The 20,918-nt window shown below is 39.2% G+C and carries 22 protein-coding genes; all 22 read right to left on the bottom strand.

Annotated elements, in window-relative coordinates; genetic code table 11:
• Nucleotides 1–3: 3 nt before the first annotated feature.
• Nucleotides 4–1,467 (bottom strand): complex I subunit 4 family protein, encoded by a 1,464-nt coding sequence (locus AC570I_RS20825; RefSeq protein ID WP_497407050.1) that lies wholly within the window; start codon nucleotides 1,465–1,467, stop codon nucleotides 4–6.
• A 20-nt stretch (nucleotides 1,468–1,487) separates the two neighbouring features.
• Nucleotides 1,488–3,389, bottom strand: a complete 1,902-nt coding sequence (gene nuoL / locus AC570I_RS20820; protein ID WP_497407049.1) for an NADH-quinone oxidoreductase subunit L — start codon at nucleotides 3,387–3,389, stop codon at nucleotides 1,488–1,490.
• A gap of 13 nt (nucleotides 3,390–3,402) precedes the next feature.
• Entirely contained in the window at nucleotides 3,403–3,732 is a 330-nt protein-coding gene (gene nuoK / locus AC570I_RS20815) for an NADH-quinone oxidoreductase subunit NuoK (protein ID WP_010601897.1), read from the bottom strand.
• Complete coding sequence (locus AC570I_RS20810; RefSeq protein WP_497407048.1) at nucleotides 3,732–4,235, bottom strand: NADH-quinone oxidoreductase subunit J family protein; 504 nt, start codon at nucleotides 4,233–4,235, stop codon at nucleotides 3,732–3,734. Before AC570I_RS20810 ends, nuoK begins: the two co-directional genes overlap by 1 nt.
• Nucleotides 4,236–4,346: 111 nt before the next feature.
• Nucleotides 4,347–4,850, bottom strand: a complete 504-nt coding sequence (locus AC570I_RS20805) for a NuoI/complex I 23 kDa subunit family protein (RefSeq protein ID WP_047800899.1) — start codon at nucleotides 4,848–4,850, stop codon at nucleotides 4,347–4,349.
• A gap of 2 nt (nucleotides 4,851–4,852) precedes the next feature.
• Nucleotides 4,853–5,890, bottom strand: coding sequence for an NADH-quinone oxidoreductase subunit NuoH (gene nuoH, locus AC570I_RS20800; RefSeq protein ID WP_047800900.1), 1,038 nt, complete (start codon nucleotides 5,888–5,890; stop codon nucleotides 4,853–4,855).
• Nucleotides 5,890–6,900: an NADH-quinone oxidoreductase subunit G gene (locus tag AC570I_RS20795; protein ID WP_047800901.1), complete on the bottom strand. Its 1,011-nt coding sequence runs from the start codon at nucleotides 6,898–6,900 to the stop codon at nucleotides 5,890–5,892. The genes nuoH and AC570I_RS20795 overlap by 1 nt, the downstream gene beginning before the upstream one ends.
• Nucleotides 6,901–6,913: 13 nt before the next feature.
• A complete protein-coding gene (gene nuoF / locus AC570I_RS20790; protein WP_047800902.1) occupies nucleotides 6,914–8,281 on the bottom strand; it encodes an NADH-quinone oxidoreductase subunit NuoF in 1,368 nt (455 codons plus the stop codon).
• A complete protein-coding gene (locus tag AC570I_RS20785; RefSeq protein WP_497407047.1) occupies nucleotides 8,281–8,796 on the bottom strand; it encodes an NADH-quinone oxidoreductase subunit NuoE family protein in 516 nt (171 codons plus the stop codon). The genes nuoF and AC570I_RS20785 overlap by 1 nt, the downstream gene beginning before the upstream one ends.
• Nucleotides 8,789–10,003 carry an NADH-quinone oxidoreductase subunit D gene (locus AC570I_RS20780; protein WP_497407046.1) on the bottom strand — a complete coding sequence of 405 codons (1,215 nt, stop codon included), beginning with the start codon at nucleotides 10,001–10,003 and terminating at the stop codon, nucleotides 8,789–8,791. Before AC570I_RS20780 ends, AC570I_RS20785 begins: the two co-directional genes overlap by 8 nt.
• Before the next feature lie 6 nt (nucleotides 10,004–10,009).
• Nucleotides 10,010–10,510, bottom strand: a complete 501-nt coding sequence (locus AC570I_RS20775) for an NADH-quinone oxidoreductase subunit C (protein ID WP_497407045.1) — start codon at nucleotides 10,508–10,510, stop codon at nucleotides 10,010–10,012.
• The gene (locus AC570I_RS20770; RefSeq protein ID WP_497407044.1) at nucleotides 10,510–11,052 is read right to left on the bottom strand and encodes an NADH-quinone oxidoreductase subunit B; all 543 of its coding nucleotides are present in this window, start codon (nucleotides 11,050–11,052) and stop codon (nucleotides 10,510–10,512) included. Before AC570I_RS20770 ends, AC570I_RS20775 begins: the two co-directional genes overlap by 1 nt.
• Before the next feature lie 213 nt (nucleotides 11,053–11,265).
• On the bottom strand, nucleotides 11,266–11,637 hold the full coding sequence (locus tag AC570I_RS20765) for an NADH-quinone oxidoreductase subunit A (protein WP_497407043.1): 372 nt from the start codon (nucleotides 11,635–11,637) through the stop codon (nucleotides 11,266–11,268).
• 83 nt (nucleotides 11,638–11,720) lie between these two features.
• A complete protein-coding gene (locus AC570I_RS20760) occupies nucleotides 11,721–13,442 on the bottom strand; it encodes a tetratricopeptide repeat protein (RefSeq protein ID WP_497407042.1) in 1,722 nt (573 codons plus the stop codon).
• Between the two features lie 77 nt (nucleotides 13,443–13,519).
• Complete coding sequence (locus AC570I_RS20755; RefSeq protein ID WP_497407041.1) at nucleotides 13,520–14,416, bottom strand: PstS family phosphate ABC transporter substrate-binding protein; 897 nt, start codon at nucleotides 14,414–14,416, stop codon at nucleotides 13,520–13,522.
• Nucleotides 14,417–14,656: 240 nt separating this feature from the next.
• Entirely contained in the window at nucleotides 14,657–15,475 is an 819-nt protein-coding gene (locus AC570I_RS20750) for an energy transducer TonB (protein WP_047800911.1), read from the bottom strand.
• 19 nt (nucleotides 15,476–15,494) lie between these two features.
• On the bottom strand, nucleotides 15,495–16,001 hold the full coding sequence (locus tag AC570I_RS20745) for an ExbD/TolR family protein (protein WP_047800912.1): 507 nt from the start codon (nucleotides 15,999–16,001) through the stop codon (nucleotides 15,495–15,497).
• Nucleotides 16,002–16,004: 3 nt separating this feature from the next.
• Nucleotides 16,005–16,619 (bottom strand): biopolymer transporter ExbD, encoded by a 615-nt coding sequence (locus tag AC570I_RS20740; RefSeq protein ID WP_047800913.1) that lies wholly within the window; start codon nucleotides 16,617–16,619, stop codon nucleotides 16,005–16,007.
• 77 nt (nucleotides 16,620–16,696) lie between these two features.
• A complete protein-coding gene (locus AC570I_RS20735) occupies nucleotides 16,697–17,527 on the bottom strand; it encodes a MotA/TolQ/ExbB proton channel family protein (RefSeq protein ID WP_047800914.1) in 831 nt (276 codons plus the stop codon).
• A gap of 299 nt (nucleotides 17,528–17,826) precedes the next feature.
• Nucleotides 17,827–19,422: a phosphoenolpyruvate carboxykinase (ATP) gene (gene pckA, locus AC570I_RS20730; RefSeq protein WP_497407040.1), complete on the bottom strand. Its 1,596-nt coding sequence runs from the start codon at nucleotides 19,420–19,422 to the stop codon at nucleotides 17,827–17,829.
• Between the two features lie 175 nt (nucleotides 19,423–19,597).
• Nucleotides 19,598–19,948, bottom strand: coding sequence for a translation initiation factor (locus tag AC570I_RS20725; RefSeq protein ID WP_497407039.1), 351 nt, complete (start codon nucleotides 19,946–19,948; stop codon nucleotides 19,598–19,600).
• Nucleotides 19,949–19,964: 16 nt separating this feature from the next.
• The gene (locus AC570I_RS20720; RefSeq protein WP_497407038.1) at nucleotides 19,965–20,846 is read right to left on the bottom strand and encodes a diacylglycerol/lipid kinase family protein; all 882 of its coding nucleotides are present in this window, start codon (nucleotides 20,844–20,846) and stop codon (nucleotides 19,965–19,967) included.
• Between the last annotated feature and the right edge of the window lie 72 nt (nucleotides 20,847–20,918).

The raw sequence follows: 20,918 nt of genomic DNA, 5'->3' as shown, positions 1-20,918 counted from the left end.
TGCTTATTTTACTGATGTTAATTTTTGATTTACCTGTTCTAATAAATGTTGTACAGATGCCTCTGTTAAGTGCAATAATGGTTTTGGATAAACTCCAAGTACAATGATTAATGCACATATAATATAAAGAACCAATTTTTCTGTTCCCTGGATATCTGTGAAATTGATGGTAAGCGAATTGGTTTTGCCAAGCATTACATTCTGGTAGGTACGCAACATATATACTGCCCCAAAAATAATGGTTAATCCGGCAATCGCCGCCGCCCAGACTCCGTATTGATAAACGCCCATTAATAATAAGAACTCACCGATAAAGCCATTCGTACCCGGTAAAGCAACGGTTCCTAAAACAATGATCATGAAGGTAATAGCTAATTGAGGTGCAACTTTGGCAATACCACCTAATTCTTCAATCTTATTGGTTTTAACTCTGGAGAAAATGATATCCAGCACAAAGAATAATCCCACCACATTAATCCCATGACTTAACATCTGAACCATGGCGCCCTGCAAGCCTTGCTGGTTTAAAGCAAAAATACCCGCTGCAATTAATCCAACGTGGGCAATTGATGAGTAGGCAACCAAGCGCTTGGCATCTTTTTGTGTGAAGGCAATAATGGATGCGTAAACAATACCAACAATTGAAAGTATCATGGCTAAACACTTCCAATCCTGAACACCTGCCGGTACGATTGGCAATAACCACCTGATTACGCCGTATATACCCATTTTCAGCATAATGCCGGATAATAGCATTGTTCCCTGAGTAGGGGCTGCCGTATAGGTATCAGGCTGCCAGGTGTGGAAGGGAAAAATCGGCATTTTAATTGCAAATGCAATAAAGAAAGCCCAGAAAATCCAGCCTTGTTGTGCGTTGTCTAAATTTAAAGCATAAAAAGCCTGAATGTCGAAATTATGAGCAGGATTTTGTAGGTACAGATAAATGATACCCATTAACATGAACAATGAACCTGCAATCGTGTATACAAAGAATTTCATATTGATGCGGATTCTGTCTTTACCACCCCAGAAAGCACAGATGAAATAAATTGGAATCAATGCAGCTTCCCAGCCAATGTAGAATAGAAAAGCATCCAATGCTGTAAATACCAATAACAATCCGGTTTGCATGAATAGCACTAGTGCATAAAATGCTGACGGATGCTGATAATCATGCTTATAGCTGGACAAGATGATAATCGGAATTAATAAGTTAGTTAACAACACCACTAACATGCTAATGCCGTCAATTCCTGCATGGAAACGGATCCCAAGATCAGCAATCCATGGTAAGTTGGCTTCAAACTGTGTGCTGGCATTCGGAATGAAGTGACAAGCGATAAACAAAGCCAGCAATAAAGAAGCAACCGAGAATACAGTTGAAATTATTTTGGCCGACTTACCCGAAAATGCCGTAATAATAGCACCTGCCAGGGGAAGAAATATAAGTAGTAAAAGTTGTTCCATTATATAATTTTGAACCCTTTTTATATGTAATAAAATGTATATGCAAGCAATGCGATGATACCAAATACCATCATAAATATGTAGAAACCAACATTTCCGCTTTGTAATAAACGAACACCTTTACTGGCCTCATTGGTACTCCATCCTAATCCGTTTACAATTCCATCGATGAATTTAGTATCAATAATTCTGTAAAAGAATCTCGAAAAAGCATCTAAAGGCTTGGTGATGATAAAATCATAAATCTCATCCAGGTAAAATTTATTGTATGATAATTTCGCCAATGGTGAGCGTGGCGCTTCATCAGCAACCGGTACACGTGCACCCTTTACATATCTGATATATGCATAGAGTAAAGCCACAATTGCAGCTACTACTGAAATACCCATTAAAGTGTATTCTGTAGCATGACTTAATTCTAACTCGTGTTGCGCAACCCCTGCTCCGCTTAACCAATGTGCTAACCATTCGTTTCCACCGAAAACGTGTGGAATGTTAATGGCCCCGCCAATTGCAGCTAAAACTGCAAGGATAATTAAAGGGAGCGTCATCGCTGTTGGCGACTCGTGCACATGACTCTCTTCGTGGTGTGTTCCTCTATATTTACCTGAGAAAGTCAGGAACATCATTCTGAACATGTAGAATGAGGTCAGGAAAGCCGTCAACACGCCAACTCCCCAAAGAATCGGACTAGCCTGATAAGCATTAGCTAAGATCTCGTCTTTCGAAAAGAATCCTGAAAATGGCGGCAAGCCTGCAATAGCAATCGTACCGATCATCATGGTTAGAAAAGTTACCGGAAGTTTCTTTCTCAATCCACCCATGTGGCGCATATCCTGCTCATGGTGCATCGCATGAATCACCGAACCGGCACCTAAAAACAACAAAGCTTTAAAGAATGCGTGAGTCAGTACATGGAAAAAAGAACCAGTATAAGCACCAACGCCTAATCCTAAAAACATATATCCCAATTGAGAAACAGTAGAATAAGCCAGTACTTTTTTAATATCCGTTTGGGTCAATGCAATAATCGCTGCAACCAGCGCCGTAGTGATACCCACAATTGCAATGATGTGTTGCGTAAGCGGAGCTAAATCAAATAATACACTTGAACGTGCAATCATATAGATACCTGCAGTTACCATTGTCGCTGCGTGAATCAATGCAGATACTGGTGTAGGTCCGGCCATCGCATCAGGTAACCAGGTAAATAATGGCAGTTGAGCCGATTTACCGCAGGCGCCTATAAATAGTAATACTGTAATCAGAAATAATGTATTCTGGCCCGGCAGCATCGTTGCCGCCTGAGGGAAAACTTTAGCAAATTCAACACTGCCAAAAGTGCTGAAAATCAAAAATACGCCCAACAGGAAGCCAAGGTCCCCGATACGGTTCATTACAAAAGCTTTTTTAGCAGCCGATGCATATGCAGTATTGGTATACCAGAACCCGATTAACAGGTATGAACACAAACCAACGCCTTCCCAACCGATAAACACCACAATGTAGTTCGATCCCAAAACCAATAAAAGCATGAAGAATACAAATAGGTTCAAGTAAGCGAAAAACTTTCCGAAACCTTCATCATCGTGCATATAGCTGGTAGAATACAGGTGGATTAAAAATCCGATACCTGTAATGATCAAAAGCATAATAGCGCTTAAGGGATCAACAAGGAATGATAAAGGAATATGGAGTGCTCCGGCACTAATCCAGTCAAATAAAAATACTTCGTGAGATTTTTGTGTATCGCCCTGTAAACTAAAGAAAATAACTACACTGATAATGAACGATGCGAGGATTACTCCACTCCCAATCATTCCAACAAGTCCTTTAGATAAAGATTTTCTGCCCAGTCCATTAATTACAAATCCTAAAAAAGGGAGTAACGGAACCAACCAAATCAATTGTTCTATGCTCATTCTTAATATATATTTACCACTTAAGGCGATTTAAAACATTAATATCTATCGATTTCGTATTTCGGTAAACCATTACTATGATGGCTAACCCCACAGCAACCTCCGCAGCAGCAAGTGCCATAATAAAAAATACGAATACCTGTCCCGATGGATCGTTGCTGTGTACTGAAAAGGCTGTTAAAAGCAGGTTCACTGCGTTCAACATCAACTCAACCGACATAAAAATTACGATTGCATTTCTACGGGTCAATACGCCAATTACACCGATTGTGAAAATAATTGCACATAAATAGATGTAGTGATTTAGCGGTACGCCTGCCATTTGTGTAGTTAAATTTTCCATTATGCTTCTACCTCATCTCTTTTAGATAATAAAACTGCTCCAACCATTGCTGCCAACAGTAACAGAGATGATAATTCAAACGGTAATAAGAAAGGGCCAAATAATTCTTTTCCTAAATTCTCCACCAAACCTAAACCTGGATTTTTCAGGATTAACGGGCTTGTAATGGTAGCCGCTTTAAATGAACCAATTAGGGTTACAATTAAACAGCATCCGGCTATAACACCAACAATTTTGATAAGGGGCGATTTTACCGGCTCAGTTTCCTTATTTAGGTTGAGTAACATCAATACAAATAAGAATAATACCATAATGGCACCCATGTAAACGATAAAGTTTACAACAGCTAAAAACTGAGCATTCAGCAGTACATAGTGTACAGTGAATGTAAAAAAGGTAAGAATTAAGTACAATACGCTATGAATGGGATTTTTTGCAAAAATCACCAAAAGCGAAAAAAGGATACTTAATGTGGCTACGAAATAGAATACTTGTGTACTCATTAATTTGTTTTTTGTTTGTATTCCCCGTCATTGCGAGGCACGAAGCAATCTCATTTTTATTGTCATTGCTTTAGGATTGCTTCGTTCCTCGCAATAACGTATTGTGTAAAACTATTTTTTCATCTCCAGTGGAGCTTCTACCAGTTTATCTTTTCCGTAAATAAAATCCTTACGTAAATAATCAGCTGGTACAATTGGCCCATCTAAATAAATTGCTTCTTTAGGGCAGGCTTCTTCACATAAGCCACAAAAAATACAGCGAAGCATGTTAATTTCATATGTAGCAGCATATTTTTCTTCACGGTATAAATCCTTCTCTTCTGGTTTGCGTTCTGCCGCAATCATGGTAATGGCCTCTGCCGGGCAAGATAATGCACATAAGCCACAAGCTGTACAACGCTCTTTGCCATTTTCATCACGCTTTAGCGAATGCATTCCCCTGAAGTTGGTTGAAAACTCACGTTCAACTTCCGGATATCTTACCGTAGCCTCTTTTTTGAATAAGTGACTTATAGTAATTCCCATACCTTTAGCAATGGCAGGCAGGTACATACGCTCCATAAAGCTCAAAGGCTTTTGTTCCAGTACTTTTTTCTTATTACTTAATGATTCCATAGTTAAAACTTCTCGATAATCGCAATCACAACTCCGGTTATTATAATATTGGCAATGGCTAAAGGTATTAAGCCTTTCCAGCCCAAATTCATCAGCTGATCATAACGGAAACGAGGAATTGTCCAGCGAACCCACATGAAGAAAAAGATGAAGAAAAATATTTTCGCAAATAGAATGGCTGTACCAAATAAAGGTGCCCATGTTGGACCCAGTAAAGTAGCCATGTAATCCATTCCAGGATAATTATACCCACCGAAATATAGTGTAGCCATTACCGCCGATGAAACAAACATGTTGATGTATTCAGCAAAAAGGTAAAAACCCAGTTTCATTGAAGAATATTCTGTATGGTATCCACCAATCAATTCCGTTTCACACTCTGGTAAATCAAAGGGCGCACGGTTGGTTTCTGCGAATGAGCATACCATGAAGATGATAAAACCAAGCGGCTGATACAACACGTTCCAGTGCCAGCCATGTTGTTGATTTACAATTTCTTTTAAACTCAGGGTATTAGTCATTAAAAGCAATGCGATAATGGATAATCCCATCGCAATCTCATAACTGATATTTTGTGAGGCCGCACGGATAGCACTCAATAAAGAATACTTATTGTTGGATGCCCAGCCACCGATCATTACACCATACACGCCTAATGAAACTACGCCGAAGATATATAACACACCAACGTTGATATCAGTAACCTGTAACGGAACAATTTTACCACCAATCTCCATTGGACTTCCCCATGGAATCACCGCGGTTCCGATACAAGCACATAATAATGCCAAACCAGGCCCAATGATGAACAACCACTTGTTGGAAGTTGTAGGAATGATTTCCTCCTTCATGAACATCTTCACACCATCAGCCAAAGGCTGCAAAATTCCAAAAGGACCAGCTCTGTCAGGACCTAAACGATCCTGAAGGTAAGCTGCAACCTTACGCTCAGCATAGGTAGAATACATGGCTATTACCAAACTGATGCCGAAAATAACAGCAACCAGTATAAATTTTTCAATGATAAAAGCTATATCCATTAGTATTTAACTGTTTTATGAAATTCAACTTCATTTGCAGCCTGCAATGCAGCATTTGGATTTATTACAGGAAGCGGTTTTAATGTTTCGTAGTGGTTAGATGCAATAACAGAAGTATCATCTATGTGTGTTGGATGTTCAATGGTCCAGTCAGCAGTTGCTTTTTTATCAAAACGGCAAGTATTGCAAATGAATTCTTCAACTTCGCCAAACTGATCTTTACGTGCAGTAACACGAATCACATCTGCACCTTTATACCAAAGCGTCACTTTACCGTTGCATTTTTCGTGATCGCAATTGCGGTGTGCATCTACTGGTTTAGTAAACCACACACGGTTTTTAAAACGGAATGTTTTATCGGTTAATGCACCAACCGGACATACATCAATTACGTTTCCAGAAAAATCGTTATCAACGGCTGTTTGAATGTAAGTAGAAATCTCAGAGTGATCTCCACGGTTTAAGATACCGTGAACACGCTTATTTGTAATCTGGTCAGCTGTAAACACACAACGGTAACACAAAATACAGCGGTTCATGTGTAATTGGATTTTATCACCTATATCGATACGATCGAAAGTACGGCGCTCAAACTCGTAACGTGTTTTTTGTAAACCGTGCTCATAGCCCAGATTCTGCAGGTCGCATTCACCAGCCTGGTCGCAAACCGGGCAATCTAACGGATGATTGATCAGCAGAATCTCTACTACACCTGCACGTGCCTCTAAAACTTCCGGTGAAGTGATATTCAACACCTCCATACCATCCATCACCGTTGTACGGCATGATGCTACCAGCTTTGGCATTGGCCGTGGATCTTTTTCCGAACCTTTTGTTACCTTAACAATACAGGTACGGCATTTACCACCACTGCCTTCCAACTTAGAATAATAGCACATCGCTGGCGGAACTATATCACCACCTATCTGCCTTGCAGCATTCAGGATGGTTGTACCGTTATCAACCTCTACTGTTATCCCGTCTATCGTAACCTTAACTTTTTCACTCATGGTTAATGATAATCTATTTTTCTTCCGTTACCGGAGCTTTTTCAATTGGAGTAGCATAATTTGCTAAACCATAATTCTGTTGTTGACTCTTTACTGGCTCTTTAATGTGCCACTCAAATTCATCTCTGAAATGACGTATTGCACTGGCTACTGGCCAGGCCGCTGCGTCACCTAACGGGCAAATGGTATTACCTTCTATTTTACGTTGCACATCCCATAACAAATCAACGTCGTCCATTGTACCATGACCATGCTCAATCTTATGCAGGATTTTTTCCATCCAGCCAGTACCTTCACGGCAAGGAGAACATTGTCCACAACTTTCATGATGATAAAAACGCGCAAAATTCCAGGTATTGCGAACAATACACTGGTCTTCGTCAAATGCGATAAATCCACCAGAACCCATCATGGTTCCAGTTGCAAATCCACCCTCAGACAGTGATTCATAGCTCATCAAACGAGGTTCGCCATTCGCATACTTTAGTGTTAAGTTAGCTGGTAAAACCGGAACCGATGAGCCACCTGCAACAGTAGCTTTCAGGCGTTTACCATTTGCAATACCACCACAGTATTCATCAGAATAAATGAACTCTTCAACAGGTAAACCCAACTCAATTTCATAAACCCCTGGTTTAACCAGATTCCCAGAAGCAGATATTAACTTGGTACCAGTACTTCTACCAATACCGATTTTAGCATACTCATCACCCCCATCGTTGATAATTGGCACTACAGCAGCAATCGATTCAACATTGTTTACTACAGTAGGACAACCATATAAACCTGCAATAGCAGGAAATGGTGGCTTGATCCGAGGATTGCCTCGCTTACCTTCCAATGACTCCAACAATGCAGTTTCTTCACCGCAAATATAAGCACCACCACCTGGCTGAACATATAATTCCAGATCATAACCTGATCCTAAAATATTTTTACCTAACCATCCGGCAGCTTTTGCTTCAGCAATTGCACGCTCCAGAATACGGATTTGAGGCATCATTTCACCACGCACATAGATGTATGAAACATGCGCACCCAAAGCAAAACTCGAAACTATCATTCCTTCAATTAATGCATGTGGAATGTATGTCATCAAATAACGGTCTTTAAAAGTGCCAGGCTCAGATTCATCAGCATTGCATACCAGATATCGTGCAACACCTTCAGGTTTAGCCAAAAAGCTCCATTTCATTCCAGTTGGGAAACCCGCACCACCACGACCGCGTAAGCCTGACTTCTTAACCTCTTCAACAATCTCTTCAGGTGTTAAAGTTTTAAGTGCTTTCTCCACAGCACGGTACCCGCCTTTCTGGCGATAGACCTCAAGTGTATTGATGCCAGGTACATTTATATGCTCAAGTAATAATTTGCGACTCATTATTTTTTAGATGTGAGATCCTCAATCAATTTATCTACGCTATCAGTAGTTAAGTTTTCATAGAAAGTGTACTCCGGACTAATTTGTAAAACCGGACCAAATCCACAGGCAGCTAAACACTCAACTCCTCTAAAGCTGAATAAACCGTCTGCAGTAACTTCACCTTCTTTAACGCCTAACTTCGTTTCCAGGTGCCTCAATATCTTTTCAGCACCAACCAGGCAGCAAGGTCCTGTACGGCAAACCTCCAAAGCATATTTACCTTGGGGTTTCAAAAAGTACATGGTATAAAACGTCGCTACCTCATAAACTTCGATTGGCTGAATATTCAAATATGCAGCAACCTGGTCCATAGCTGATGTCGGAACCCATAGAAACTCTGCCTGTACCAAATGTAGTAACGGCAGCAAAGCTGATTTTTGTTTTCCCTCAGGATAACGGCTTTTGATATCATCAAATTTGGCCAGCAATTCTGATGAAAAGGTTACAGGTGTTTGTTCTTCTACTTTAAGCATCTAATTCTCCTGCAATAATATTCATACTACTCATGTTGATAATGGCATCAGACAATAACATGCCTTCGCTCATTGGTGCAAACATCTGGTAATTCACAAAACTCGGTCTGCGGAAGTGTAAGCGGTAAGGGGTACGTCCACCGTCATTAATCAGGTAGAAACCCAATTCACCATTGCCGCCTTCTACCGCATGATAAACTTCTGCTTTTGGTGCATCAATTTCCCCCATCACAATTTTAAAGTGATAAATCAAGGCTTCCATGTTATTATAAACCTCTTGTTTTGGAGGAAGATAAAACTCAGGAACATCAGCATGAAAAATGCCCTTTTCCTCAGTCTTCAGTTTTACCATTGCCTGCTCGATAATCCGTACACTTTGCCACATCTCCTCATTACGTACAAGATAGCGGTCATAAATATCCCCGCTGGTTCCTACAGGTACTTCAAAATCAAAATCCTGATAAGAAGAATATGGATCACTTACCCTGACATCATAATCTACACCGGTAGCACGCAATAACGGGCCAGTCCAGCTATATTCCAGAGCCGTTTCCTTAGTTACCTCAGCTACACCGGCAGTTCTGTCGATGAAAATCCGGTTGCGTGTCAAAAGGTTTTCAAACTCCTTTAACGCGATTGGAAATTCCTTTAAAAATTTATTAATTTTAGTAAAGGCAATATCATTGAAATCTCTTTCGAAACCACCAATACGGCCGATGTTAGTGGTTAATCGAGCACCACACACCTCCTCGAAAATCTCGTAAATATGTTCACGGAACTGAAAAAGATATAGGAAAGTCGTAGTTGCACCTGTATCCTGCCCAATGATCGTATTACAGATAATATGATCGGCGATTCGGGAAAGCTCCATAATGATTACGCGAAGATAATCAACACGCTTAGGCATCTGAATATTTAGCAACTTCTCAACCGTCATGTGCCACCCCATATTGTTAATAGGCGAAGAGCAATAGTTTAAACGATCGGTTAAAGGGGTGATTTGGTAAAATGGGCGATGTTCGGCAATCTTTTCAAAAGCACGGTGAATATACCCTATTGTAGAAACGCCGCTCACAATACGCTCCCCATCTAACTGCAAAACGTTCTGAAAAACGCCGTGAGTAGCAGGGTGTGTTGGCCCTAAGTTTAAGGTTACCAGCTCGCTTTGCGGGTCATTATCTGTAAATACCGGATGGTTATGATTCATATAGTTTTACCTTCCAAAAAATTCGTCTTTTTTATCCACTCTGTTTGGGTCTTCCAATGGATATTGTTTTAACATCGGGTGAACACCCAAATCGTCCATATTTAAAATACGTCGTAAATCAGGATGCCCCTCAAACTTAACCCCAAATAAATCATAAGTTTCGCGTTCCATCCAGTTAGCGCCTTTCCATACTGTTGTAGCTGTTGGAATAGTTGGATCTTGTTCAGAAATAAAGACCTTAATTCTGATTCTTACACGTTCAACCATGTTATTCAAATGGTAAACAACAGCAATACCATGATCTTTACCAGGGTAATGAACTGCAGTGATATCAGTTAGGAAATTAAACTTTAATTCATTCTTAAGATAAAAAAGCACGTTTACGATAACATCCTTATAGGTTACAAAAGTCAGTAAACCATAAGGCTCAGAAACAGCGGTAACTTTCTCGCCAAACTTTTCAGTCAGCTTAACATGTATGTCATTATTTATCGTCGTTTCTTCCATTATTTAATGCCGTAATGACCTAAAAGATCTTTGTAATAATCAGAGTTTCTTCTTCTGCCAGATTCGTTTTTAACCAAATCCTGAATACGCTGAAAACCGTCAAGAATAGCTTCAGGTCTTGGCGGACAACCTGGAACATAAACATCCACAGGAATAACCTCATCAATACCTTGCAAAACAGAATAGGTATCGAAAATACCACCACTACTTGCGCAGGCACCTACAGCCATCACCCAGCGTGGCTCAGCCATTTGGATGTACACCTGTTTTAATACCGGAGCCATTTTCTTTGCGATAGTGCCCATTACCATTAAAACATCGGCCTGACGGGGAGAAAAGCTTAAACGCTCAGCGCCAAAACGCCCTAAATCGTAGTGAGAACCCATTGTTGCCATGAATTCGATACCGCAACATGAAGTTGCAAATGGCAGTGGCCATAACGAATTTGATCGTGCAAGCCCGATCACCTTATCCAAAGAAGTGGCGAAATAGCCAGGTCCCTCGGTTCCTGGTGGCGCATCAACTATATTAATTTCACTCATGTTTATAAACGAAAAATGCTCATTCCTTTCAAGAATGAGCAACAAATTTACAATATTTAAAAGGCAATTAAAGTAGCTGAACTCGATTTAGAACCTTTCTAAATAATTAAATGCCTTGTAACTAAGTGTAGAAATACACCAGAAGTTAAGACAGTTATTCTAAAGTTTTCCAGTGGAAGAATTAATTCGAAAACGGCGAGTCTTTGAAAGAAACTAATTCCAATCTAGGACCTTTTTCTTGATTACGTAGATAAATCCTAAAAGAAGTGTTCCCATGAAAATGAACATTTCAATCATACCGTCCATTTTCAGAGCCCTGAAATTTACAGCCCATGGATACATGAAAATTACCTCCACGTCAAACAATACAAACAAAATTGCAACAACAAAATACTTAATGGAGAACGGCTGGCGGGCATTACCAACTGATTTAACCCCAGCCTCGAAGGTTGCTAATTTATCTGCAGTTTTACGTTTTGGTCCCAAAAAGTGTGTTGCCACCAATGTTGTAACCACAAAACCTAAAGCAACTAATACCTGAAATATAATGGGTAAAAAATCTACTGATGAACTTGTCGCTTGCATAATATCTATTTTCTGATGCAAAAGTAAAAGAAAAAGGCAGAGTAACAAAACTCTGCCTTTTCTAAATTATTTAAACTTTAAGATTATTTACCTTTTCCTTTTGCTGGTGTTGCAGGAGCAGAAAGTTCTTTCAGCTTCGCAGCAGCGAATGTACCAGTAGGGTAAACAGCTACACTTTTATCGAAATACTCTTTTGCTTTAGCTTTATCAGTATTGAAATAAAAACCTCCTAGGTTATCATAAGCTTCTGATAACTTTTTAGCATTAGGAGTTACCAGTTCAGGTTTTGCTGTTACTTTCGCAATAAACGCTTCAAAGTGAGGAACCATTAAACCTTTAGGTGCTTTTTCATCATCAAGTAAGCTATTAACACGTGCTCTGTATAAATAAGCATCTGTAGTTTCAGGAGCCAGCTGCGCAACTTTAGCAATCGCAGTATCTGCTTTTACCAATAGATCTTTTGATGGGTTTTTCTTCGCAGAATATTGTGTTGCATATTCGAAATAATAAGCTAAACCATCATAAAAATAGCTATATAAGACACCTTTTCCGTTAGGATTAGCTGCAATCACTTTGTCATAAACTTCCGCAGATTTTGCATATTTTTTCGCGTCGAAATAAGCTTTCGCAACTTCTGCTAGTGCATCGGTATTCGCTGAATCTTTTTCAACGGCTTTAGTAATGTTGATAAGCGCTAAACTATCCTGTCCTGATTTTAATTGCGCTTTACCTAAGTAAAGGTAATCCAAACCAAGAATTTTATTTTGATCTTTCTCTTTAGCAAAAAACTCTTCTAAGCTCTTAAGCGCCAGAGGATAGTTTTTATTCTCATAAGCAGACCAACCTTTCAACCGCAATACAACAAGTCCTTTCGGATCATTAGCTGGAACCTGTAAACTTGTAGCTACCTGCTCTAGTGTTGGATAATCTTTTGCATAAAATAAGAACTGAGCGTAACGTAGCTGAGACTCGAGTGACTTGTCAGTTAGGTCGAGATATTTTTTATAGTTTTCAATCCCTTTTGCAGCTCTCTCTTTATTTACCCCAAAACTACTCCACAACAAGTATAATTCACCTAACTCACGGTAAGCTGGACCGTAATTTGCATCAGCAGCAATTACATCTTCCAATTCTTTTTTACCTTCTTCAAATGCTTTAGACTCTTTGTACATCCGGCCAATTTGAGTTTTTGCTCTTCTGTTGTTAGGATCAATATCATTAACACGCATGTACGGACCTAATGCCTCAGAATTTTTCTTTTGCAATGCATAAGCATCACCTTGAGCTAAAAATACTTCAGCATCTTTGTCTTTAGAATCCAGCTCATCAGCTTTTGTAATGTTAGCTAAAGCTGAAGTGAAGTCAGGTTTAGATACATCATCACTTGGCTTGTCCTGAGCTAAATAAGCTTTACCGATATATAAATAGGTTTTATAATCTTTCGGAGCGATAGCTACTGCTTTATCAAAATTCGTTTTTGCAGAGGTTGGATCGTTTGATAACATGTCTGCTTCACCTAAACCAATTAAGTTCAGGTTATTTTTCGGTTCAGCCGCTACCCCTTTCGTAAATATAGCTCTCGCTGAATCGATGTAGCCAGTTTTTAGATAAACTAAACCAAGATTGTAATAGTTATCCCCATCACTCGCTTTTGAGCTTACCAATGATTTAAGCATTGATGAAGCTTTCTGGTACTGTTCAGCGTCAATGGCTTTTTTTGCTTCATTTAAATCCTGAGCAAAAACTGCAGTCCCCATCAACACCAAACCTACATTTAAGGTTATTGCTTTCTTTAAAATTTTCATCGGATATTCTGTTTGTTTAAAAAAAATGAAGTATCTCTTCAGATAACTTCGTGGTTCAATTATAATTATTTTAATTTTTACTTAGTGAGATTAATCTCTCTAGGCATCAACTTATGAGGCCCCAGTCCAGATTTAAGTACAATTAACTGACCTCTCTGACTTCTCAACCATGTTGCAAATCCTGTGCCTAAACCATCCCTGCCTTCGCAGTCAATAATATTGATATTCCTTAAGAAGGGATAAACGCCATTAATCAGGTTGTTTTGCGTTGGCTTGTAGAATTGATCATCACCAACCAGGCCTTTTAAATTCTTAACCCCTAAAGTTTTGACCTTTGCCAGCGATGCAGCCATTTCTGTGTTCCGTTCCGATACCCAATTAACGCCTAAAATACCAATAAAATTTTTATCTTCTGCAATAAACTTTATCACTTCATTACTCGAATTTTTGGAATAAACGCCACCGGCAGGAAATTGGCTGATATGAGCCAAGTCTTTAAAATATTGAAAGGTACTGGAATAAGCGTTATCAAAAACCAATTTCTTATCTGATTTCTTACCTTGTAAAATATCTATAACCTCTTTAACGGTAATTGTACTATCAATATTGTCTTTGTTTGTAATTAGCGCAATGCCATCAATAGCAAATCTTGAAGTGTTTATTTTAATTTTTCGCTGACTGTAATATTTCTCCTCCTGCTTGCTTAAGAGCCTTGGCAATACGATTACCCTGATACTATCATTCAAAAAAGCAGGTAATAATTTTTCCTCAGGTTTAACGGTCGTTTTGAATGTAGCCTGTGGATAGTCAAGACTGAAAATATCAATCTGTTGCTGCACAATAGGGCTAACACTTTCGTCAACAAGTAATTTTAAAGTCCCACTGGTACGTGTTTCCTTAATTTCGCTGCTCTTGTTTTTTCTTTTACAAGCAACTAGTGCGAAAATACAGCAGATAAAGAGGATTTTTTTCATTAATGATTAGTCACGCCTTCCAAGGCTGATAAGTCTAACAAAAGCATAGATAATTAAAAAAATTCCTATTGCAATTCTTCCCCAGTTTGGGATCACGCTAAACTGAAGCGCTAGTGGTTTCCAGAACATGAATGCTAGCCCCATAACGAGATACAAAACAAACATGACTAGGCCTAAAATGAGCAAAAACCGCTGTTTAGGCGATTTTTGCTTAAAAATATCAAAATTTAACATTAACAATTAGTTCAATGTAAAGTTAACGTTGATGTTATATTTTACCCTTACCGGCTTTCCGTTCTGGATACCTGGGTTCCAGCGTGGACTCGCTTTTAGTACGCGGATAGCTTCTTCATCTGTACCACTGCCCAAACCACGGGTTACAGTAATATCAGTTAGTTTACCATCTTTTTCCACAACGAACGATAAAAATACTTTACCTTGAACGTTGTTTTCCTGCGCCATTGGTGGGTATTTAATTGCACCACTCAGGTATTTGTAAAATTTAGGTAAACCTCCCGGAAACTCTGGTTGTTTCTCAATACTAACGAAGTCATAAACCTGGTTATCATCAACAGCAACTGCAGCTTCTCTTTTTGGTCCTTCACCCACTGGCTCGTTAATTACAATATCAGCAGTAGGATCACCTTTAATATCACGTTGACCTGGATCCGCTTCCTTCAGTTTTTCTACTGTAGGTGGTTCATCACGAACCTCGATATCCGGTTTTACAATCGGAGGTGGCATTTTTACCTGATCCACTTTTGGTGGCGGTGGCTCTACCGGTGGCGGCGGAGGTGTTTCCGGGTTTACCGGTGGTGGTGGAGCTAAAATTACTTCCTGTGCTTTTACCTGCTCTTCCTCTTGTTCCATAGATCCTTTTACAAGGCTATAGATTTTAGGAGAGAAAAATAATACAAGAAATAAAACAGATCCAATAATTAATGCTCGGGTAGTGTTTGATCCGTTGGTTTTACGCAACTGGTAAGCACCATAGCTTTTGTTTTTACCATCAAAAACCACTTCAAGCCATTCTTTTCTTAATATATCTAACTTCGACATAACTACTGGTTTTTATTGATTATAAAATTCCCTGATCTCTCATGGCTTGTTTTTCATTATCAAGGATATTATCGTCATCAATCTGACGAACTTTAACCTTTAATATCTCCAACTCGTCCATCATATCTACGAAATTCTGAAAGGTTGATGCTGATGTCGGTTTAACCAATACAACAAAATCACCTGCTACACCTGATGCATCAGCGGTCTTCCTATTTTTCACAATTGCGTCACCTACCTGACCTACAGATTCAATTGTTGGTGCTGTTTCACCTGCAACTCCCATGTACCATGCCACTTTGTTGTTTTTTCCCAACAAGATGGTCATCGTTTTACTCGCTTTAAGTTCTAATCTGTTCTCAGGTAGCTTCTCATTCTTATCTGGCTTTGCAATATCCATAGCTTGTGGCGTAGAGATTACTGTTGTTAAGATAAAGAAAGTTACCAGTAAGAACATGAGATCCACCATCGGGGTCATATCTACCCTTGGGGTGGCTTTCTTCCCGCCTGTATTTAATTCTGCCATTTCTTATTTCTTTTTAGCTTCAGAGTTGGTTACCAACAAGAATTTGTTAACACTTTGTTTCTGAAGAATATCAATAATCTTTTTAACCACAGGATATTCTTCCTTAGCATCACCTTTAATACTGATGCGCATGTCCTGATTGTTGATTTCCTTTGTTGCTTTACGGGCATTAAGTACCCAGGCATTTAATTGGTTGTCGGTTGAATCTGCAGGAATTCCTGGTTGTGCACCTGGCTTCATCCTATCCCCCGCATTCATTGCAATTAATTGCTTCAGGCTTTGAACAGGAACACCAAAGCTTCCGATTCCTGAGAATCTCACAGTCTCTTCTGGTGTAAATGTCAACTTATACTGTTCGCCCATAAGCTGTAATGTTCTTTCTCTTACTTTTGGGCCTGCTACTTCAAAGAAAACTTTACCCTGACCAATGGTTAATATTGCATTGTTTTCTACTGGCACCTTGAACTCATATGTAGAGGACGGGGTAGCAACAGCTAGGGGTTCTGGTTGTCTTGCCGTAGCAGTTAAGATGAAGAACGTAAGCAACAGTGCCGCCACGTCGCACATGGCCGTCATATCTGTTATCGTACTTGTTCTTTTTACTTTAATTCTAGGCATAATATTTTACTAGTTTTTAATAATGATGATCTTTTTTCCGGTTTTCCATAAAGCCGGTAAAAATTTTTTCAAAATTCTTATTTATGCGAACTAGCGTATGTTTGAACGATGCTGAAACCAGCCTCATCGATAGCGTAAGTTAACTTGTCAATTTTAGAAGTTAAGATGTTGTACATAATGATCGCTAAAGTTGATACCGAGATACCCGTCATTGTATTGATTAGCGCCTCAGAGATACCTACCGCTAATGCAGCCTGATCCGGAGCACCAGAATTTGCCAAACCGGCGAATGCACGGATCATACCTGTTACTGTACCCAATAAACCAATCAAAGTACCAATTGATACCAAAGTAGCAATGATGGTTAAGTTTTGCTCTAACATTGGCATTTCTAAAGCTGTTGCTTCTTCAACTTCTTTCTGGATAGCCACGATAGATTGCTCAACGTCTAAGTTAGAATCAGCTTCAACTTCGCTATATTTTTTCAAACCTGATTTAATTACCGCAGCAACTGAACCTTGTTGTTTGTCACACTCAGCTTTTGCAGCTTCGATGTTACCTGAATTTAATAATCCTTTTACTTTAATGATAAAAGTATCTAAGCTTGATTTACCGCTCGCTTTACCAATTACGATAATACGCTCAATAGAGAAAACGATAGTTGTTAATAATAAACCGATTAAAACGGCTACGATTGGACCACCTTTGTAAGCTGTACCTGGATAGTTGTTTGGTAATGGTAAGTTTTCGTTGTTGTTATCGATAAAGTTTGAAGGATCTCCTAATACGAATTTCCAGATAACAAATCCAATAACGATGCAGATAGGAATAACCAATGTTGCGAAAACATTTGAAGCACTAGACGAGCTCTCTTTTTTAACAGTTGTTGGTTTTGGTGCGTTTGCCATTTTTTTTTAATTTTTAGTTTTAGTTCTTGTTTTTAATTTTTAGCTGTTTTGTTCTTTTGTATTACACACAACGTTTGTCATCAGATATTGTTGCGAAAAACAAATTTATAAATTGATTTTAAATTACAAATTAATAAATCGATAAACAATCAAATCGTTACTTAAGATTTAGTTTACGGTAACCAACTAGTGTATATAACAAAAAAATTGCCTCAGCCGGAGGCAATTCTTTCACAATAAAAACTAAAAAAAATTCCATTTGCAAATTTTTAGCACAAAAAATGCATTTTAAAGTGCTTTTAACACAATTTTAACGCTTCATCGTATCTTTTTGATACTTTGGCATTCTCAAATTGAGTAAAATTCTCCGCAAAGGCCTTATGCAACTCATAAGCTTTTAAGAAGTATTCTTCTTCACTGTTCCATGTTTTCGAGGGGTCTAAAATTTCCTTCGGCACGTTAGGGCAATGTAAAGGAATCATTAAATTAAAAACATGGTGCTTTTTATAGTGAAGATGATCAAGCTCGCCACTCAGCGCGGCGGCGATCATTGCCCGGGTATAGCCTAGCTTTATACGTGAACCAACTCCATAACCACCCCCGCTCCATCCTGTATTTACCAACCATACCTTTACATCGTTTTTCCTCATTTTCTCCCCCAGCAGTTCGGCATACTTTGTAGGATGTAGCGGTAAAAAGGCCTTGCCAAAGCACGCTGAAAAAGTAACCTGAGGCTGGGTAATTCCTGTCTCGGTGCCCGCCACTTTCGCAGTGTAACCACTCATAAAATGAAACATAGCCTGTTCTACATCTAACCTTGAAATAGGTGGTAATACACCAAAGGCATCGGCGGTAAGAAAGAAAATGTTTTTAGGGGCTGCGGCTACAGATGGTAAAACTGCATTGTCTATAAAATCTAACGGGTAAGCCACACGGGTATTCTCCGTTTTCTCCACATTGCTGTAATCAACATCTTTCGTTCCAGGAATGAAATTAATATTTTCCAGCAGTGCACCGAATTTTATCGCATTAAAAATTTGCGGTTCCTTCTCTATGGTTAAATCAACACATTTAGCATAACATCCGCCTTCGAAATTAAATACAGCATCGTCTGCCCAGCCATGTTCATCGTCGCCCACAAGCATTCGTTCCGGGTCGGCCGAAAGGGTGGTTTTACCTGTCCCGGATAAACCAAAAAATATAGCTGTATCTCCGCTCTTACCAACATTAGCTGAGCAATGCATGGATAAAGTATTTTTATACATGGGGAGAATAAAGTTTAATACCGAAAAAATTCCTTTCTTAATTTCGCCTGTATAACCGGTTCCACCAATCAATATCATCTTCTTTGTGAAATTAATAACAGAGAAGTTTTCCTGACGCGTACCGTCAATTGCAGGAATGGCTTTGAAGCCCGGAGCAGCAATAACGGTCCATTCCGGAACAAAACCCAGCGATTCCTTTTCAGGGCGGATAAAGAGGTTATTTGCAAAAAGATTCTGATAAGCGGTTTCGGTGATTACCCTCAATGAAAGTGAATAATCCGGATGTGCACAGGCAAAGCAATCTCTCACGTAGAATTTCTGATCGCGAAGGTAATCGGTTATCCTTTCGAATAGGCCCTCAAAGTGCTGCTGGCTCAACTTAATGTTGATATCGCCCCACCAAACCGAATCTGCAGTAACCGCATCTTCAACAATGAATTTATCTTTGGGCGAACGGCCGGTAAACTTTCCGGTATCAACCGCTAAAGCTCCCGAAGAGGCTAGTATACCCTCCTTGTTCAACAACGCTTCATCAATTAGCTCCATAGGAGATAATTGGTACTTTACAGCAACATTTCCACCAAGATTTAGGTAAGCTAAATCCGGCGCTTGCAGTTTCTTTTTGCTCATAACAATAAGTTAGTTAGTGAGACAAATGTAGCGCCTTAAAAAGCTAAAAAACAAATAAAAACCAACAATAATTTACATATTGTAGCAATTACACTAACATTAAAACAACTGAATATCAGCTACATAAATTGATTTATTAACACATTTAAAATCAATAAAAATACACTAAGTAAATTTAGCCTCCGGCCTTTTTTACTTTAAAACCCTCTTTCTGGAGAATTCCCATCACCTTGTCCCTTACATCCCCCTGAATCATGATCTCGCCATCTTTCACTGATCCGCCAACCCCACATTTGGTTTTAAGCGTTTTACCCAGCACATCCAGATCCTCTGACCGCCCACGGAAACCAGTAATAAGTGTCACGGCTTTACCGCCCCTGTTCTTCTTATCGAGCATTACCCTTAAATCCTGCTGGTTATTTGGTAAGGTTGTAGTATTATCCACTTCTTCTTCGTATTCAAAATCCGGATTGGTAGAAAACATAATTCCACCTAAATCACTTAAACTGTTTTTTTTGTGCTTCATAACGTAAAAGCTATGCTTATGGAACGATAATATTTAATGAAAGCGGTTTAATGTATGCCTCGATGATTTCTCCCATTTCTAAAGGTTCTCCATCAACATGTACAGCGCCTGCTTTCTCTCTTGTTATTGTGATGTTCTTACCCTTTATAATCTCGATCATATCCGATGTTTCAGCCTTTCCACTTAACATTACATAACCCAAAACAGGCAGTTTTATTACTGGAAAGGGCTTGATAATGCATATATCCAGCAAACCATCTTTTATCGAGGCATTCGGTGCTACGTAAACATTATTACCATACTGAGATGAATTGGCTACGCTTACCGCAAAGGCTTCCCGTCTGATGGTTACACCATCGATGTTGAGGACATAATTTTCGGGCTTGTAATTAAATACTTCCTGAAACCCAAGTTTTACGTAACCGGACAAGCCTCTTTTTTTATCTTTCGAGAAAACAGCGCTTAGGTGCGCATCAAAACCTATACCGGCAAGATTAAAAAAACATTTACCATTAAATTCGGCCGAATCAATCTGATCAACGTGGAAGTTGTTAATGATATTCAGGGCATAGCGAATATTATTGGGGATTTTTAAAAAGCGGGCCAGTCCGTTTCCTGAACCCAGAGGTAAAATACCAAGTATTTTGTAGTGCTTTAAAACCTGTGTTGCCACCTCATTTATCGTACCATCGCCTCCCGCAGCAACGATAACGTCGAAGTTTTTAACCGAAGCCTCATCGGCCAGTTCGCCCGCATGCCCGGGATATTCTGTAAAAACAAAATTCGGACTAAATTTTTCTTTGTCGAGATATTTATCAATGAAATCAGGAATAGCCTGCTTTCCCCTTCCACCCGAGATGGGGTTAATGATAAATAGGATATTGATCTTTGTATGCAAAGTGTAAGAATGAACGCACAAAATAATCTATAATTTTTGAAATAAAGAAAATATGCTAATTTTGCATTCGTT

Source organism: Pedobacter sp. A2324, from assembly GCF_059693705.1.
This window is presented reverse-complemented; position numbering and strand designations above follow the sequence as displayed.